Origin of the sequence: Streptomyces sp. NPDC051218 (assembly GCF_044455475.1) — a bacterium.
Taxonomy (GTDB): Bacteria; Actinomycetota; Actinomycetes; order Streptomycetales; family Streptomycetaceae; genus Streptomyces.
Map to the genome: position 1 here is coordinate 62,446 of NZ_JBITEU010000018.1, position 16,967 is coordinate 79,412.

12 protein-coding genes are annotated in these 16,967 nt (G+C 70.5%); 10 read left to right on the forward strand and 2 right to left on the reverse strand.

The genetic code is table 11. The features are described from left to right. Positions 1-217: 217 nt before the first annotated feature. The 8 genes from ACIBCK_RS37970 (at position 218) to ACIBCK_RS38005 (ending at position 9,912) form a co-directional block, all read left to right on the forward strand. On the forward strand, positions 218-1,468 hold the full coding sequence (locus tag ACIBCK_RS37970) for a cytochrome P450 (RefSeq protein ID WP_399397798.1): 1,251 nt from the start codon (positions 218-220) through the stop codon (positions 1,466-1,468). Between the two features lie 208 nt (positions 1,469-1,676). Continuing rightward, positions 1,677-2,168: an AAA family ATPase gene (locus tag ACIBCK_RS37975; RefSeq protein WP_399397799.1), complete on the forward strand. Its 492-nt coding sequence runs from the start codon at positions 1,677-1,679 to the stop codon at positions 2,166-2,168. A gap of 227 nt (positions 2,169-2,395) precedes the next feature. After that, complete coding sequence (argC, locus tag ACIBCK_RS37980) at positions 2,396-3,424, forward strand: N-acetyl-gamma-glutamyl-phosphate reductase (protein ID WP_399397801.1); 1,029 nt, start codon at positions 2,396-2,398, stop codon at positions 3,422-3,424. A gap of 85 nt (positions 3,425-3,509) precedes the next feature. Beyond that, a complete protein-coding gene (argJ, locus tag ACIBCK_RS37985) occupies positions 3,510-4,664 on the forward strand; it encodes a bifunctional glutamate N-acetyltransferase/amino-acid acetyltransferase ArgJ (protein WP_399397802.1) in 1,155 nt (384 codons plus the stop codon). Continuing rightward, positions 4,661-5,656, forward strand: coding sequence for an acetylglutamate kinase (gene argB, locus ACIBCK_RS37990; protein WP_399397803.1), 996 nt, complete (start codon positions 4,661-4,663; stop codon positions 5,654-5,656). The genes argJ and argB overlap by 4 nt, the downstream gene beginning before the upstream one ends. Next, complete coding sequence (locus ACIBCK_RS37995) at positions 5,653-6,858, forward strand: acetylornithine transaminase (protein WP_399397804.1); 1,206 nt, start codon at positions 5,653-5,655, stop codon at positions 6,856-6,858. Before argB ends, ACIBCK_RS37995 begins: the two co-directional genes overlap by 4 nt. 126 nt (positions 6,859-6,984) lie before the next feature. Further along, positions 6,985-8,508: an MFS transporter gene (locus ACIBCK_RS38000; RefSeq protein WP_399397813.1), complete on the forward strand. Its 1,524-nt coding sequence runs from the start codon at positions 6,985-6,987 to the stop codon at positions 8,506-8,508. Between the two features lie 681 nt (positions 8,509-9,189). Further along, a complete protein-coding gene (locus ACIBCK_RS38005) occupies positions 9,190-9,912 on the forward strand; it encodes an RDD family protein (RefSeq protein ID WP_399397805.1) in 723 nt (240 codons plus the stop codon). Between the two features lie 129 nt (positions 9,913-10,041). Here the strand turns inward: ACIBCK_RS38005 and ACIBCK_RS38010 are convergent, their stop codons facing one another. Both ACIBCK_RS38010 and ACIBCK_RS38015 read right to left on the reverse strand, forming a co-directional pair. After that, complete coding sequence (locus ACIBCK_RS38010) at positions 10,042-10,593, reverse strand: GNAT family N-acetyltransferase (RefSeq protein ID WP_399397806.1); 552 nt, start codon at positions 10,591-10,593, stop codon at positions 10,042-10,044. A gap of 129 nt (positions 10,594-10,722) precedes the next feature. Further along, positions 10,723-12,174, reverse strand: a complete 1,452-nt coding sequence (locus ACIBCK_RS38015) for a serine hydrolase domain-containing protein (protein ID WP_399397807.1) — start codon at positions 12,172-12,174, stop codon at positions 10,723-10,725. 565 nt (positions 12,175-12,739) lie between these two features. Here ACIBCK_RS38015 and ACIBCK_RS38020 point away from each other — a divergent pair. Then, complete coding sequence (locus tag ACIBCK_RS38020; RefSeq protein ID WP_399397809.1) at positions 12,740-13,477, forward strand: TetR/AcrR family transcriptional regulator; 738 nt, start codon at positions 12,740-12,742, stop codon at positions 13,475-13,477. Positions 13,478-13,838: 361 nt separating this feature from the next. Continuing rightward, complete coding sequence (gene cimA, locus ACIBCK_RS38025) at positions 13,839-15,470, forward strand: citramalate synthase (RefSeq protein ID WP_399397810.1); 1,632 nt, start codon at positions 13,839-13,841, stop codon at positions 15,468-15,470. Positions 15,471-16,967: the final 1,497 nt, after the last annotated feature.

The window sequence follows — 16,967 nt, forward strand, 5'->3', positions numbered from 1 at the left end:
GTGTTCAACTGTCCAGAATCCCGTTCCCGTACACCGCCTGAAAAACAATCATGCGTGGTCAGAGCCCTCCCCGCGGATCGTGAGTGCGACCGGTGGCACTTGTGGGGCCTCCCTGTCTCCAGCACTCTGACGCCGGGAAGCCCTCCCGGCCCGGAAGGCCCCTCTCCGATCCTCGTACGACCACACCGACGCGCGGCCGCGTCCGAAGGGGAGCACCATGACCACCACGTCGCCCGAGACCGAGATCTTCGCGCTGACCTCGGAGCTCGTCAGCGATCCCGTCCGCGGCTACCTGGAGCTGCGGCGCCAGGCCCCGCTCGTGCGTGTGACCCTGCCCGACATCGAGACGCCGGTCTGGCTCATCACCGGGCAGGAGCACGCCAAGGCCGCGCTGAGCGATCCGCGGTTCGTACGGGACCAGGGCAAGGTGCCGGGTCTGGCCGATGACGGGCCGAGCATCGCCGAGCAGATGATCGAGGCGTACGGTCTGCCCGCGGACTACCGCGACTACCTGGGCATCATGGTGCTCTCCGACGGTCCCGAGCACAGCCGGCTGCGCAACCTGGTCACCAAGTCCTTCACCGCTCGGCGCATCAACGCGCTGCGTCCCCGCCTCCAGGAGATCACCCGCGAGCTCGTCGCCCCTCTCGCCGACGCCAGGAAGGCCGAACTCCTGGAGGACGTCGGCTACCCGCTGGCCTCCACGGTCATCTGCGCGCTCATCGGCATCGACGCGTCCGACGTGCCGCAGATGCGGACCTGGATCCGCGAGTACGCCTCCGGCGACATCGAACTGGTCATACCGGCCCTGCGGAACATGGTCGAGCACTCCAAGGACCTCATCGCCCGGCGCAGCCTCGAGCCCGCCGACGACCTCGTATCCGGCTGGATCATCTCCGGCAAGGACGACCCGGACGGCCTGAGCGAGACGGAGATGGTCGCCCTCATCCTCCTTCTGATCAACACCGGCATCACCCCGCCCGCGCTCTTCATCGCCAGCTCGGTGCTCGCCCTCCTCGACCACCCCGAGCAGCTCGCCCGGCTCCGAGCCGAGCCGGAACTCCTCGGCCGAGCCGTGCCCGAGCTGCTCCGCTACACCTCCCCGGTGCCCATGGGCGCCCCCCTGTACGCGACCGAGGACCTCGAGTTCGCCGGGATGCCGCTCAAGAAGGGGGAGGCGGTGACGAGCGCCCTGCTCGCGGCGAACTTCGACCCCGATGAGTACCAGGCGCCCGAAGGCCTGGACATCACCCGCGAGATGGGCCGCGGCGTGGGCCATGTGGCGTTCGGACACAGCGCCCACTACTGCATCGGCGCGGCGCTCGCCCGCCTCGAGGCGGAGGTCGTACTGGACGAGCTGCTCATCCAGCACCCCCAGCTCACGCTCGGCGTGGCACGCGAGGACCTGGAGTACTTCGACCTGCCGGGCGAGGGACGCCACCTGCGCGGACTGCCGGTGGCCTTCTGAACCGTCCGAGCACGGCGAAAGGCGCCCGAACGGGGAGAACTTCCCTGTCAGGGCGCCTTTCGCCGTGCTCGGACGGCACCCGTGCCGGGCCGCGGGGCGTGCTCCGGCGAAAGTTGGCCACTGCAGCTGCAAGGGGGCATTGCGGTAAAACCGACTGACGCCTGCCGGCTCATGCCGCCGCCGCCCCGCCATCCGTATTGGAGACGCCGTGACCGATACCGTCTTTCCCTCCCCGGTCCTCATCGTGCTCCTGGGCGCGGTCGGCAGCGGCAAGAGCACGACGGCCGCCGCCTGGCCGCCGGAGAGCGTCCTCGAACTGGACACCTTCCGCGAGCTGATCGGCGACGACGCCTCGGCGCCGGAGGCGACCGACAGGGCCGTCCACGCGCTGGGAACCGTGGTCGAAAGACGGCTGGCCCGCCGCCTGACGACCGTGGTGGACGCCGACCACACGGGTGCGGCGGTGCGCTCCAGACTGCTCATGATCGCCGAGCGGTACGACGTCCCCGCGATCGCGCTGGTCATGGCCACGCCACTGCAGCTGTGTCTGGACCGCAACGCCCTGCGCCCCGCGCATCTGCGGCTGCCCGGGGACGTCGTGCGGGAGCAGTACGCGCGGGCCGTGGACGCCACGCCCAGCCTGCGGGCCGAGGGGTTCGACCACATCGAGGCGCTCTTCGGCGGCGAAGCGCCCGTGTGACGCGGGGTGTTCAGTGGTGCGGCGACCGATCGGCGCCCGGCGAAAGCGCGGTGCCGACGGGCGGCGCCGAGGCGCCCGCCGTGCGGAAAGCGCACGCCAGGAGCGGCGAGACGGGATTTCCGCAGCCGCCTGTCGCCCTCACCGTTTTTGACATGGACATGACTAATCCGGTTGTGGGCGGTCCCCGCCTGATGGAGATTCATGCCGTCGCTGATCAGGAGGGGAACATGACCGTGCGGACAGCAGTGGCCGGAGCGAGCGGATACGCGGGCGGAGAGGCCCTGCGGCTGCTCCTCGGACACCCCGAGGTGGAGATCGGCGCCCTGACCGGCAACTCCAACGCGGGACAGGCGCTGGGCACACTCCAGCCGCACCTGGCCCCGCTCGCGGACCGGATCCTCGAGCCCACCACCACCGAAGCACTCAGCGGCCACGACGTCGTGTTCCTCGCCCTGCCCCACGGACAGTCGGCGGCCGTCGCCGCACAACTGGGCGAGGACGTTCTGGTCGTGGACATGGGGGCGGACTTCCGCCTCACCGACGCCACGGACTGGGAACGGTTCTACGGCTCACCGCACGCCGGGACCTGGCCCTACGGACTGCCCGAACTCCCCGGCCACCGCACCGCGTTGAAGGCCGCCACCCGTATCGCGGTACCCGGCTGCTACCCCACCGCCGTATCCCTGGCCCTCTTCCCCGCCTACGCCGCCCACCTCGCCGAGGCCGAAGCCGTCATCACCGCCGCCTCGGGAACCTCCGGCGCCGGCAAAGCGCCCAAGGCCCACCTGCTCGGCAGCGAGGTCATGGGCTCCATGAGCCCCTACGGCGTCGGCGGCGGCCACCGCCACACCCCCGAGATGATCCAGAACCTCAGCGCGGCCGCGGGGGAGCGCGTCAGCGTCTCCTTCACCCCGACCCTCGCCCCGATGGCCCGCGGCATCCTCGCCACCTGCAGCGCCACCGCCCGGCCCGGCATCACCGCCGCCGACGTGCGCACCGCCTACGAAACGGCCTACGCGGACGAGCCGTTCGTCCGCCTGCTGCCCGAGGGGCAGTGGCCGGCCACCGGGTCCGTGCACGGCTCCAACGCCGCCCAGGTCCAGGTCGCCTACGACGAGGCCACGCGCCGCATCATCGCGATCAGCGCCATCGACAACCTCGTCAAAGGCACGGCGGGCGGCGCGATCCAGAGCATGAACATCGCCCTCGGCCTCCCCGAGGGAGCCGGACTTTCCACGATCGGAGTCGCACCGTGAGCGACGCACGCGCGGTCCGCGGGCCGCGGACCATCCCGACATCCGCGCCTTCGTACCGCGCGGGAGAAGCCAACGAGGAGACGAAGTGAGCGTCACGGCAGCAAAGGGATTCACCGCGGCCGGGATAGCCGCAGGCATCAAGTCCAACGGCCGGCCCGACCTGGCCCTCGTGGTCAACACCGGGCCGCGCCGCGCCGCCGCGGGCGTCTTCACCTCCAACCGCGTCAAGGCCGCCCCCGTCAAGTGGTCCCAGCAGATCCTCAAGGGACGACGCGTCAGCGCGGTCGTACTCAACTCCGGCGGCGCCAACGCCTGCACAGGACCCCAGGGCTTCCAGGACACCTGCGTCACGGTGACCACGGCCTCGCGCGCCCTGGGCGGAGTTCCCACGCACGAGATCGCGGTCGCCTCCACCGGACTCATCGGCGTCCACCTGCCCATGGACAAGGTGCGGCCGGGCGTCGAGCGGGCCGCGAAGGAACTGTCCGAGCACGGCGGCGAGGACGCCGCCATAGCGATCAAGACCACGGACACCGTGCACAAGACCAGCGTCCACGAGGGCCCCGGCTGGACCGTCGGCGGCATGGCCAAGGGCGCCGGCATGCTCGCCCCGGGCCTCGCCACCATGCTCGTCGTCCTGACCACCGACGCCGACGTCGACGCCCCCCGCCTGGACGCCGCCCTGCGCGACGCCACCCGCCTCACCTTCGACCGCGTCGACTCCGACGGCTGCATGTCGACCAACGACACCGTCCTGCTGCTCGCCTCCGGCGCCTCCGGGATCATCCCGGACGACGAGGAGTTCGCCGAGGCCGTCCGCACCGTCTGCGACGACCTGGCTCGCCAGCTCATCGGCGACGCCGAAGGAGCCAGCAAGGACATCCGCATCGAGGTCGTGAACGCCGACAGCGAGGACGACGCCGTGGAGGTCGGCCGGGCCATCGCCCGCAACAACCTCCTCAAGTGCGCCATCCACGGCGAGGACCCCAACTGGGGCCGCGTCCTGTCCGCCATCGGCACCACACGGGCCGTCTTCGACCCCGCCCGTCTCGGCGTCGCCATCAACGACGTCTGGGTGTGCCGGGACGGCAGCGTGGGCGAGGACCGCACCAAGGCCGACATGAGCGGCCGCGAGGTCCGCATCACCGCCGACCTCGCCGCCGGCACCGCCTCGGCCGTCATCTGGGCCAACGACCTCACCGCCGAGTACGTCCACGAGAACAGCGAGTACTCCTCATGACCGTACTGACCTCCCTCACCCCCACCGGGATGGCCGCCGCCCGCAAGCACACCGCCCTTCCCAAGGTCGACGCCCTGGTCGAGGCACTGCCGTGGCTCGCGCGCCACCGGGGCAAGACCGTCGTCATCAAGTTCGGCGGCAACGCCATGGTCGACGACCAGCTCAAGGCGGCCTTCGCCGAGGACATCCTCTTCCTGCACCACGCCGGCCTCAGGCCCGTCGTCGTGCACGGCGGCGGCCCGCAGATCAACAAGCAGCTGGACCGGCTGGGACTGGAGTCCCACTTCACCGGGGGCCTGCGGGTGACCACGGACGAGACCATGGACGTGGTGCGGATGGTGCTGGCCGGCCAGGTCCAGCGCGGACTCGTAGGCCTGCTCAACCGGCACGGACCACACGCCGTCGGCATGACCGGCGAGGACGCCCGCCTGATGACCGCGGGCCGCGCCTACGCCGACATCGACGGCGAACGCGTCGACATCGGCCGCGTCGGCGAGATCACCGGCATCGACGCCGGAGTCGTCAAGGCCCTCCTGGACGACGGCCGCATCCCCGTCATCTCCTCCATCGCCCGCAGCATGGACGACGCCGACGCCGCCGAGGGCGGCGTCTACAACGTCAACGCCGACACCGCCGCCGCCGCTCTGGCCGCCGCGCTCGACGCCGAGATCCTGATGATCCTCACCGACGTCGAGGGCCTCTACCGCGACTGGCCGCACAGCGACGAGGTCATCTCCCGCCTCACCGGCCAGGAACTCAAGGCCCTCCTGCCGGAGCTGGCCAGCGGCATGATCCCCAAGATGCGGGGCTGCCTCCACGCCGTCAGCAACGGCGTCCGCAGCGCCCGCGTGATCGACGGCCGCGTACGGCACTCGGTCCTGCTGGAGATCTTCACCGACGAGGGCATCGGCACGATGGTCGTGCCCGACGTGCCCGACGTGCCCGAGGTGCCCGACGCTTCCGACGTGCCGGCCGAAGGCGCCGCCGCGTGAACGCCCCTCACGGCAACGCCGCACTCACCCGCCGCTGGCAGGGCGCCATGATGGACAACTTCGGCACCCCCCGGCTCGCGCTCGTGCGCGGCGAGGGCACCCGGGTGTGGGACGCCGACGGCCGCGAGTACCTCGACCTGCTCGGCGGCATCGCGGTCAACTCCCTGGGCCACGCCCACCCCGCCGTCGTGCAGGCCGTGGCGCACCAGATCTCCGCGCTCGGCCACGTCTCCAACCTCTTCATCTCCGAACCGACCGTGGCGCTGGCAGAACGCCTCCTCGGCCTGACCGGCCGCTCCGGCCGCGTCTACTTCGCCAACTCCGGCGCCGAGGCCAACGAGGCCGCGTTCAAGATCGGCCGGCTCACCGGCCGTACGCACATGGTCGCCGCCCGGGGCGGCTTCCACGGCCGCACCATGGGCGCCCTCTCCCTGACCGGCCAGCCCGCCAAGCGCGCCCCCTTCCACCCGCTGCCCGGCGACGTCACCTTCGTCCCGTACGGGGACACCGAGGCGCTGCGCGACGCGGTCACCGACGACACCGCGCTGGTCATCCTCGAACCCATCCAGGGCGAAGCGGGCGTCCTGGTTCCGCCCGCCGGGTATCTCGGCGCGGCCCGCGAGATCACCGCCGCGCACGGCGCCCTGCTCGCCTTGGACGAGATCCAGACGGGGATCGGGCGCACCGGCCACTGGTTCGCGGCCCAGGCCGAGGGCGTCGAGGCCGATGTCGTCACCCTGGCCAAGGGTTTGGGCGGCGGGCTGCCCATCGGCGCGACCCTCGCCTTCGGCCCGGCCGCCGGTCTGCTGTCCCCGGGTACCCACGGCTCCACCTTCAGCGGCAACCCGGTGGTGTGCGCCGCCGCGCTCGCCGTGCTCGCCACGATCGCCGACGGCGGACTCCTGGACCACGTGCGGCACACCGGCGAGCGCCTGCGGCGCGGTATCGAGAGCCTGGGACATCCCCTGGTCAAGGAGGTGCGGGGGGCGGGCCTCCTGCTGGGCGTCGTGCTGAGCGAGCCGGTCGCACCGCGGCTCCAGCAGGCGGCCCAGGACGCGGGGCTGCTGGTGAACGCGGCGGCCGCGGACGTCATCCGGCTGGCGCCGCCGCTGATCCTCTCCGACCGCGACGTGGACGCCTTCCTGCTCCGTTTTCCCGCTGCTCTGAGGGCAGTTGACGCCGGGCAGCCGGCCGCGCTGTGACCGCACTGCAACAAGTGAGTCCGAAAAGGGGCTAGAAAAAACCGCGAAGTTGGTTTGATAATTTGCTTGTAGCCCCCTCACCTGTCGGCTCCGGCCGCCGGGCTCACCCGTTCGAAAGGTTGAATGATGGAACGTCACCCACGACGCTGGCTCATCCTGGTCGTGCTGTGCCTCAGCACGCTCGTGCTGGTAATCGACAACATGGTGCTCACCGTCGCGGTTCCGACGATCACGGAGGATCTGAACGCCAGCGCTCAGGACATCCAGTGGGTCCTGGAGTCGTACATGCTGGTCTTCGCCGGCCTTCTGCTGACCGCGGGAAGCCTGTCCGACAAGTTCGGCAGGCGAAAGGTGATGATCATCGGCCTCGCGGTCTTCGGCGCGGCCTCACTCGTCGGCATGGTCGCCACCACCCCCGAACAACTGATCCTCGGCCGCGTCCTGATGGGCGTCGGCGGCGCGCTGGTGATGCCGAGCACGCTGTCCATCCTGATCACCGTCTTCGACGAGGCCGAGCGGCCCAAGGCGATCGCGGCCTGGAGCGCCGTGGCCATGGTCGGCCTGGTCGGCGGACCGGTCCTCGGCGGCGCGCTGCTCGCCCACTACTGGTGGGGCGTCGTCTTCCTCATCAACGTCCCGATCGCCGTGCTCGCCATCATCGCGGCCATGGTGCTGATGCCGGAGTCCAAGGGGCCCTGGCGCAAGGCCGACCCGGTCGGCATGGTGCTGTCCGTCGTCGGCGTGGGCGCCCTGGTCTGGACGATCAACGAACTGCCCAAGGGCGGCCTGAGCCACACCAGCACCCAGCTCTCGCTCGCGGTGACCGTGCTCAGCCTCGTCGGCTTCGCCCTCTGGGAGAAGAACCACCACTCCCCGATGGTCCCGCTCACGCTCTTCCGTGACCGGGTCTTCACCGGAGCCAGCTTCTCCCTGGTCCTGCTGACGCTGGCCAACGGCGGCCTGATGCTCGTACTCACCCAGTACCTGCAGTTCGTCCTCGGCTACACCCCCACCGAGACCGGCCTCGCCTTCACCCCGCTGGCCGTCGCCACCCTGGCGTTCAACGCGCTCGGCGCCTCGCTGATCGCCAAGACCGGCAACCGGGCCATGGCGGTCCTCGGCCTGCTCGTCATCGCCTCCGGCTTCGGACTCCTGTCGACGCTCTCCGTCGGCGACAGCTGGGGCGTCCTGGCCGGCGCCATGTGCCTGATGGGCGCGGGCAGCGGCCTGGCGATGCCCGCGGCGATGGCGGCCATGATGGGCGCCATTCCCGATGAGCACGCCGGCGTCGGCTCCGCGCTGAACGACACGATCCAGCAGGCGGGCGCGGCACTTGGCGTGGCCATCCTCGGCGCCGTGATGACCCACACGTTCACCAGCAACATGCCGGCCGACGCCCCCGAGGCGGCCCGCGAGTCGATCGGCGACGCGCTCGCCGTGGCCGAGTCCAAGCCCGGCCTGCTGAAGTTCGTCAACGACGCCTTCACCGACGGCATGTCCGCCAGCTTCCAGGTCGGCGCCGCCGGCGTCGTGGGCGCCGCCGTCCTCGCCTTCTTCCTCATGCGCGCACGCAAGGAGGACCAGATCACCCCCGACAAGACGCGAGAGGCGGACGGCACCAACCCGGACCAGGTCCTGACCACCCACTGATTCCAGCGACACGGCCCAAGAGCGGCGATCGTGGCCCACCAGGCGAAGCCTCGGCCACGTTCACCGCTCTCGCCGTGTGCGCACCCAACCCGGCGGCCGGCCCAGGGAACCCCCATGACGAACCCATACAGCGCACCGCCCACACCAACCCACACGCACAACGCTCCGCCCACGACGACCAACGCGTACGGCGCTTCGCCCGCGACGCCCGACGCGTACGGCGCTCGGCCCGCAACAACCCACGCGCCCACCACTCGGCCCGCAACAACCCACGCGCCCACCACTCCGCCCACGGCGCCCAACGCGTACAGCGCACCGCTTGCAACAACCCACGCGCCCACCACACCCGCGACGCCCGACACGCACAGCGCTCCGCCCGCGACGCCCGACGCGTATAGCGCTCGGCCTGCGGCGACCAACGCGTACGGTGCTCGGCCCGCAGCAACCCACGCGCCCACAGCCCCGACCGCAGCGACCAACCCGTACAGCGCACCGCCCGCAGCGACCAACGCGTACGGCACACCACCTGCGACGCCCGACGCGTACGGTGCTCGGCCCGCACCAACCCACGCGCCCACCACTCCGCCCACGGCGACCAACGCGTACAGCGCACCGCCCGCAGCGACCAACGCGTACAGCGCACCGCCCGCGACGACCAACGCGTACAGCGCACCGCCCGTAGTGACCAACGCGTACAGCGCACCACCCCCGACGACCGCCCCGTACAGCGCACCGCCCCGCCCGTCCGCCCCGCACACCGCACCGCCGACAGCGAGCCGCCCCTCCACGGGCAGCCCCTCCACGGGCAGCCCCTCCACGAGCCGCCCCTCCACGGGCCGCCGCGCCCTGGCATGGGCCGTCGACTTCGCCCTGGTCCTCGCCCTGGCGTTCCTGCTCGGCGCGCTCGCCGTCCAGCGCATCACCGAGGTGCTGACCGACCTGCCCGACCTCGCGGGCCAGGGTGCCTGGCAGTTGCTGACCGCGGACGGCGACACCCTCGATCGGGCGCAGGGGCTCGGCAGGCAGATGTGGCGCGAGGCGGTGCTCATCGTCATCCAGTCCTGCGCCCTGCTCGTCGTGGCCACGTTCCTCTACCACTTCGCCGCCCTGGCCATCGCCGGGCGCACCCTCGGCAAGAAGATGCTGGGCCTGCGCATCACCCCGCGGCGGCCGCGCACCAGCGCGCTCAGGGCGGCGGCGAGCACCACCGCCGACGTAGGGTGCTTCGCCCTGGCCTGCTCCCTGCTGACCTCGGGCGCCTTTCTCGCCGCCTTCGCCGCCTGGCTGCTCGCCCTCGTCGTCTTCTGGGCGAACGCTCTGCCCGCGCTCTCCTCGTCCGGCCGCTCGCTGGCCGACCGGCTGGCCGGCACCTCCGTCGTACGCGGGCCGGAGAACACCCCGTAAGAGCCGCCGACAACCGGGGCGGGAAAGAGACCGCCCCCCGGTTTTCAAGTGAGCGAAACGGCAGGGTTGCACACCCCGAAGGGAAATCCGGCAGTCCGGTCGGCCGGAACAGCGGCCGACCGACCCGGCTCAGAGCGGCGAGAGGATCATCAGGATCTGGTCCTGGTCGTTGCCCGGGCCGAGCCGGAAGGCCGCCGGCCAGCGGCCCACCTCGTGCCATCCGAGCCGCCCGTAGAAGTCCTCGAGACCACTGCCGCCCCGGGCGGTCAGATGCAGCTGCTCCAGACCCATGTCATCCCTCGCGACCCGGCGGGCCTCCCGCATCAGGGCGGAACCGACGCCCAGGCCACGGACCGCGGTGCGTGTCTGCACATGGTGCAACGTGCCCCAGTGGGCGACCAGTTCGGAAGGGTCACGCCGTACGTTGAGCCAGCCCACGAGCTCCTCGTCCAGCCAGGCCGTCACGAGGCGGCTGGCCACGGGGGCCAGGCGGCCGACGAGGGCGTCGACGGCCGGGGTGGCGTGACGGGCGTCGATGGGCGGTACGTGAAAGCCCGCGGCGCCGCCCGCGTTGGTGACCTCGATCCAGCACTCGATGAGGGCCTGGCGCAGCGCGTGAGAGACGTCATCAGGGGAGGAGAAGTGCCGCAGCGTGGGGAGTCTGGTGGCGAGACTGGTCATCCCCCGATCCTGCACGCAGGGCAGGGCGCCTCGCCAGAGACGCAGGCCCGTACACCGCCACGCGACGCGAGGCCGTCGCAAGGGCCGGGGAACCGTCACCCGGCCCCTGCGACGGGGTCGACGTCGACGTCAGGCGATCTTGGGGGCCGCCCGCATCCCGATGTACACGCACGCCGTGCCGTCGGCCAGGGTGGAGAAGACCACCGGCATCCAGTCCGCGCTGTAGGCGCCGCTGCCGGGCCCCGCGAACACCGTCGAGGAGACCGGGACGAGGTCCATCTCCAGCGGCGGCGAGAAGTCCTTCATGCCGTCGACGAACGCGTACACCAGGTGGGCCGTGCCGCCATGCTCGGTGACGGTGATCTCCACGCCCTCACGCTTGTACGTGCCGCACAGCGGAGCGAGGTCCACCACCGGCGGCTGCGCGGGCGGCCCGAAGGGGGCGGGCATCCGCACCTTGGCGAGGTCCTTCAACAGCTCGTCGAAGAGGTCCGCGTAGAGCTGGCGGGCGTCGCCGCCGTTGGTGAGCAGGACGAGCGCCACGCCCGCCGAGGGCACCACCCGCAGGAAGCCGTACTGCCCGATGGAGGCGCCGTCGTGGCCGAAGCCCGCCGTCCCCGCCCAGTCGTACAGCGTCCAGCCAAGACCCCAGCCGTCGGCGCTGACCGTCCACTTGTCGGGGACGTCCACCTCACGCTGCTGCATCGCGGCGACGGAGCGCGCGCTGAGCACCCGCGAACCCTCGGGGCCCTGGCCGTTGTCCAGGTGCATCTTGACCAGGCGGGCCACATCGCCGGCGGTGGCGAGCACCCGTCCGTAGGGGCCCGCGGAGCGCGGCATGAGGTCCCAGGCGGGGGCGGGCGCGGGCTCCTCGCCCAGCTCGCCCAGGTGTCCCATCGCGGCCCGGTGGGCGAGCGCCTCCTCGGGCAGCGTCATCGTGCCGCTGAGGCCGAGCGGGACCAGGAGCCGGTCCTTGAGCGCCTCGTCCCAGGTCTGGCCCGTGAGCACCTCGATGACGCGGCCGAGCACGTTGTAGCCGAGGCTGCTGTAGGAGACGGCGGTGCCCGGGGGGCAGTCGAGGCCCACGTCCCTCGCGGCCTCCACATAGCGGGCCAGGCAGTCGTCGCCCCGGCCCGAGTCGTAGGTGAAGTCGCAGGTGAGCCCGCTGGTGTGGGAGAGCAGCTGCCGCGTGGTGATGGTGCGGGTGGCCTCCTCGTCGGCGACGACGAAGTCCGGCAGCACATCGCGCACCGGGGCATCCAGGTCAAGTGCGCCGGCGTCCACGAGCTGCATGATCAGGGTGGCGGTGTAGATCTTGGCGAGCGAGCCGAGCTGGAACACCGAGTCGGCGGTCGCGTCCACTCCGGTGCCGCGGTGCAGAACGCCGCTCGCCAGCTCGTGCACCTCTCCGTCGACGAGGACGGCCAGCGTGGCCCCGGGAACGTGGTGGGTGATGCGGAGTTGGTCGAGACGAGCCTGCCAGTGACCCAAGTACAGCTTGTGGCCCTGAGAGTCCCTCGCCCCCCAGTCGCCCTTGGCCGCCCAGTTGCCCTGCGCGTCCCAGCTCAGGTCCTTCGGCATAGCTACTCCCTCGATAATGCGGATGGCATTCTCATTACGCGAACACTGTACGCACATGGGCGCAGCGTTCGCAATGGTGCCTGTTGTCTGCGTGCTTTTCCCGGGGTGCCCCGGCGGGGTGGTCCGCTCCCGCCGGAGGCCGCTCCTGCTCTCGTACACAACGTGCGGAGCGCGGGCGGAAGCTGTGATCTTGATCGTAAAGTGCGGCTCCCGATAAGCGGAAGGCGCTCAACCGGTACACGAGCCGCCAGGCGCTGAGCGCGCGAAAAGAGCGAGCCGCAGGCGGATGGAGACCGCGGCTCCTCGCGATGCAAGGCTCCAGAGGGGCGAACGTTTGATCCCTACGGCGCTCATGGCGCAAAGTCGCGGTACCCGGCATGCACGGACAGCGGACACGGGCCAGCAGCACCGCGAAGTCGGCCCTCGCGGGGGACCGACACCGTTGGCGCGATGACGCCCCCGTCCCCGAAGGCGTGGGAAGCCGGAACCACCACTGCGCACGACGTACCCTATTGCGCACGCCATGGGCTATGGTGACGCGCGACGAGAAGAAGGGCGAGGACACATGCAGCAGGCCAACCAGCAGCCGATCCCCTCCGTATGGACCCGCCCGCGCCGCCAGCGGGAGCCACTGACCCGCGAACGCATCGTGGCGGAAGCCGTACAACTGCTGGACGCCGAAGGGATCGAGGCGCTCAGCATGCGCAGCCTCGGCAACCGGCTCAACGCCGGCGCCACATCGATCTACCGCCACGTCGCCAACCGCGACGAGCTCATCGAACTGGTCGTCGACGAGGTCTACGGCGAACTGCACATCCCCGCGCCCGCGGACCAGTCCGAATGGCGGGCCGCCGCCGCGAACGCCGCCAACAGCCTGCGTGCCATGGCGCTGCGGCACCCCTGGGTCGCTTCCGTGCTCGGCCAGGTCGGCCTCTCCCACCTCGGCCCCAACGTGATGCAGATGTCGGACCAGATGCTCGCCATCTTCGAGACCGCCGGCTTTCCCCGGCACGAGACCGACCGCGTCATGAGCACGGTCGTCGCCTACGTCATCGGCGTGGCCACCTCCGAGGCCGCGTACCTGTCGATGATCGCCCGCAGCGGCAGCACCGAGTGGGAGTGGGTGAACAGCCTGCGCCCGGCGCTGGAGGAAGCCACCCGCGACCACCCGCGTCTCGCGGAAGGCCATGCCGCCCAACGGGACAAGGATCCCGGCAAGGTCCGCGACGAGACGTTCGACTACGGACTTCAGTGCACCCTTGACGGACTTGAGGTCCGCCTCGCCCACAACAGGTCCCTCTGACCCAGGCCTCGGCCCCCCGGGGCCCTGCGGTGGGCGGTGGGTGCGACGCCACCACGCCCACCGCCCCCCAACGCGCCCCACGCCGACGCGCCTTACCCCTGCGCGCCTACGCCCCCGCGCCCCGCGGCCCGCGCCGCCGTGAACAGAATCCCAACGCCCCCTTGAACAAATCCTGTTGATCGCCCCGCGCGAGTAGCGTGTCGAACGCCCGCAGCAGAGCCCGACACGAGGACGAGGAGGCCACCGTGGAAGTGGCAGGTCTTCCCCAAGCGCCGACCGGCAGAAGCACCCTTCGCACACCGCCACCGCGCAACGGCACACCGCACATCCCGCGGAAAGCCCCGACCCGAGTCCGGCCGGCATGAACGCCCCGGCCGGCTCACCCCAGCGGACCACCGTCCACCACACCGAAGACGGATTCCACGTCTTCGACACCACGCTGCGCGACGGCGCGCAGCGCGAGGGAATCAACCTCACGGTCAGGGACAAGCTGGCCATCGCCCGGCACCTGGACGACTTCGGCGTGGGCTTCATCGAGGGCGGCTGGCCCGGCGCGAACCCCCGGGACACCGAGTTCTTCGCCCGCGCCCAGCAGGAGATCGGCTTCCGGCACGCCCAACTGGTCGCGTTCGGTGCGACTCGCCGCCCAGGCGGCAAGGCGAGCGAGGACCCACAGGTCCACGCACTGCTCGTGTCCGGCGCCCCGGTCATCACGCTCGTCGCCAAATCCCATGACCGGCACGTCGAGCTCGCCCTGCGCACCACCCTGGAGGAGAACCTGGAGATGGTGCGCGACACCGTCTCCTACCTCCGTGAGCAGGGGAGGCGCGTCTTCGTCGACTGCGAGCACTTCTTCGACGGCTACCGCGCCAACCCCGAGTACGCGAAAGCCGTCGTCCGTACGGCCTCCGAGGCGGGCGCCGACGTCGTCGTCCTGTGCGACACCAACGGCGGCATGCTCCCCGCCCAGATCCAGGCAACCGTGGCGGCCGTCCTGGCCGACACCGGCGCCCGGCTCGGCATCCACGCGCAGGACGACACCGGGTGCGCGGTCGCCAACACCCTCGCCGCCGTCGACGCGGGCGCCACGCACGTGCAGTGCACCGCCAACGGCTACGGCGAGCGGGTCGGCAACGCCAACCTCTTCCCCGTCGCCGCCGCTCTCGAGCTCAAGTACGACATGCGGGTACTGCCCGCCGGCGCACTGGGCAACATGACCCGGATCTCGCACACCATCGCCGAGATCGTGAACCTCGCCCCGTCGACGCACCAGCCGTACGTGGGCGTATCGGCCTTCGCGCACAAGGCGGGCCTGCACGCCTCCGCGATCAAGGTCGACCCGGACCTCTACCAGCACATCGAACCCACGCTGGTCGGCAACCACATGCGGATGCTCGTCTCCGACATGGCAGGGCGCGCCTCCATCGAGCTGAAGGCCAAGGAGCTCGGGATCGACCTCGGCGGAGACCGGGACCTGGTCGGCCGCGTCGTCGCCCGCGTCAAGGAACAAGAACGCCTCGGCTACACCTACGAGGCCGCCGACGCCTCGTTCGAACTCCTCCTGCGCGAAGAGATGCCGGACAGCCCACGGCGCCACTTCCGCATCGAGTCCTGGCGCATCATCGCCGAGGACCGCCCCGACGGAAGCCACGCCAACGAGGCGACCGTGAAGCTCTGGACCCAGGGCGAACGGATCGTCGCCACCGCCGAGGGCACCGGCCCCGTGAACGCCTTCGACCAGGCGCTGCGGGCCGGACTGGAACGCATCTACCCCGAGCTCGCCAAACTGGAGCTGGTGGACTACAAGGTCCGCAACCTGGAAGAGACCCACGGCACCACCTCAGCCGCCCGGGTCCTGATCTCGACCACCGACGCGACCGGCGTGTGGTCCACCGTCGGAGTCGGCGACAACATCATCGCCGCCTCCTGCCAGGCCCTCGGCGACGCCTACACCTACGGACTACTCCGCGCAGGCGTCGCCCCCACCGACTAACGACGCCGGGCGCCCCACCGCCCGGCCCACCGGCCGACGCCGCATCGATCCCCGTACATCTGTGGCTGCATGGCAGCTGTGCCGGTACGGCTCCCTCCACCTCCTCCAACTCCCCTCGGTTTCTGCGGAGTTGTGAGATGTACATAGCGTCTCAATGCAGCACCGCTCTCCTCGGAGACGAGGCAGGCCACCTCAAGGCGATCGGGGCCCTGGGGGCCTGCGGTGCACCGACGGGGACGTGCCGCGTCGTGCGCGGCCGCGGCTTAGGACGTGGTGTGAAAGAGCAACGTGGCTGAGACCGAGGCGGGCTGATGGAGGCACACGTGACGGGTATGGCGTCGACTGCGGGCACGTCGTGGCGTGCTTTCGTCGGCTGGGGAGGGTGGGCGCTTACTGGGGGAATCCTCGATCGGCAGCATGTGTCAGCCCTGTGCGACGCACCAGTTGCTTAGGGGACCGCGAGAGGCGCGCGACTGCTTGAGATGCACGACGCCCAGTGCCTGATGTCGCAGGGGACGGCGTGTCCTACTGCTAAAGAGGGTGGCAGCCACACTCGCAGTCCTACCTGCAGAAACAGTGTTCTCCACCCAGATCTGACGATCTGGCACCCAGTTCCTGTGAGCTCCCACCCGGTTCTCAGGAACTGGGCAGCCAGTTCTCACAACAGCTGTGCCCATGTCCTATGAACCGGGTGCCACGATCCTAGAACATGACCTGATGGACTTCACGTTCATGAGCAGACCCCTATTCTTGGGGCGCCGTCAGGCTACGGAGGCTTGTCCCTACGTCGGGTGACGTGTTCTGCAAGCAGAGTTGATGAACTCAGCGTTCATGTACGTCAAGTCCATCAGGTCGGTCTCAGAGCCGCCACGCCACTCATCCACGTAGAGGCAACGCCCATCCATGGAGGGCCCTGTTGGGAGCAGCTCGCAGACTCGTTGATGCCGATACCGGCGAAGCAGTTCCTTATGCGCCCGATGCCTTCGCGGGCGGCCACACTCAGCATTGACCTCACGTACATGAGTACCGTGCGTTGATGCCCGCTTTCCTGTTGACGTATGCCAGTGACAGCAAAGTGCAGATTCCCACACGACACGGTGATCCGGGGACGCGGATCGGAGGGTCCCGTCCGGTCCAGACTCAAGCTGCGATATATTTTGAAGCAAAACACAACCCAAGCTGCTCCACGCCCCCGGGTGGCCCACCCTTACTGCCGGGCCGGCAGGCCCGTTGCTGGTCCGCGCGGAGCGTGGCCCAGCTGGTGACGCGGAGCGTCACAGGTGGCTGTAGCGCAGCGGAAGCCACTACGGGGGCGCAGCTCCCGTAAGCTCCGGGAGCGCAGCGGACGGAGCGTCAACTACGTTGCGCAGCAACGTAGTTGACATGGGACGCGCAGCGTCCCATGTGCGCTCCCGCGGAGCGGGAGCGCAACACCCCTTGCGAAGCAAGGGGTGTTCGCTTGCGCAGCGCGCAGCGCTGTGGGACCCGCTCCGCGGG

Excerpts from the sequence above, each read along its gene's own strand:
- argC (WP_399397801.1), top strand. The coding sequence starts at position 2,396 with ATGACCGTGCGGACAGCAGTGGCCGGAGCGAGCGGATACGCGGGCGGA.
- ACIBCK_RS38020 (WP_399397809.1), top strand. The coding sequence starts at position 12,740 with ATGCAGCAGGCCAACCAGCAGCCGATCCCCTCCGTATGGACCCGCCCG.
- ACIBCK_RS38010 (WP_399397806.1), bottom strand. The coding sequence starts at position 10,593 with ATGACCAGTCTCGCCACCAGACTCCCCACGCTGCGGCACTTCTCCTCC.
- ACIBCK_RS37970 (WP_399397798.1), top strand. The coding sequence starts at position 218 with ATGACCACCACGTCGCCCGAGACCGAGATCTTCGCGCTGACCTCGGAG.
- ACIBCK_RS38015 (WP_399397807.1), bottom strand. The coding sequence starts at position 12,174 with ATGCCGAAGGACCTGAGCTGGGACGCGCAGGGCAACTGGGCGGCCAAG.
- argB (WP_399397803.1), top strand. The coding sequence starts at position 4,661 with ATGACCGTACTGACCTCCCTCACCCCCACCGGGATGGCCGCCGCCCGC.
- ACIBCK_RS38000 (WP_399397813.1), top strand. The coding sequence starts at position 6,985 with ATGGAACGTCACCCACGACGCTGGCTCATCCTGGTCGTGCTGTGCCTC.
- cimA (WP_399397810.1), top strand. The coding sequence starts at position 13,839 with ATGAACGCCCCGGCCGGCTCACCCCAGCGGACCACCGTCCACCACACC.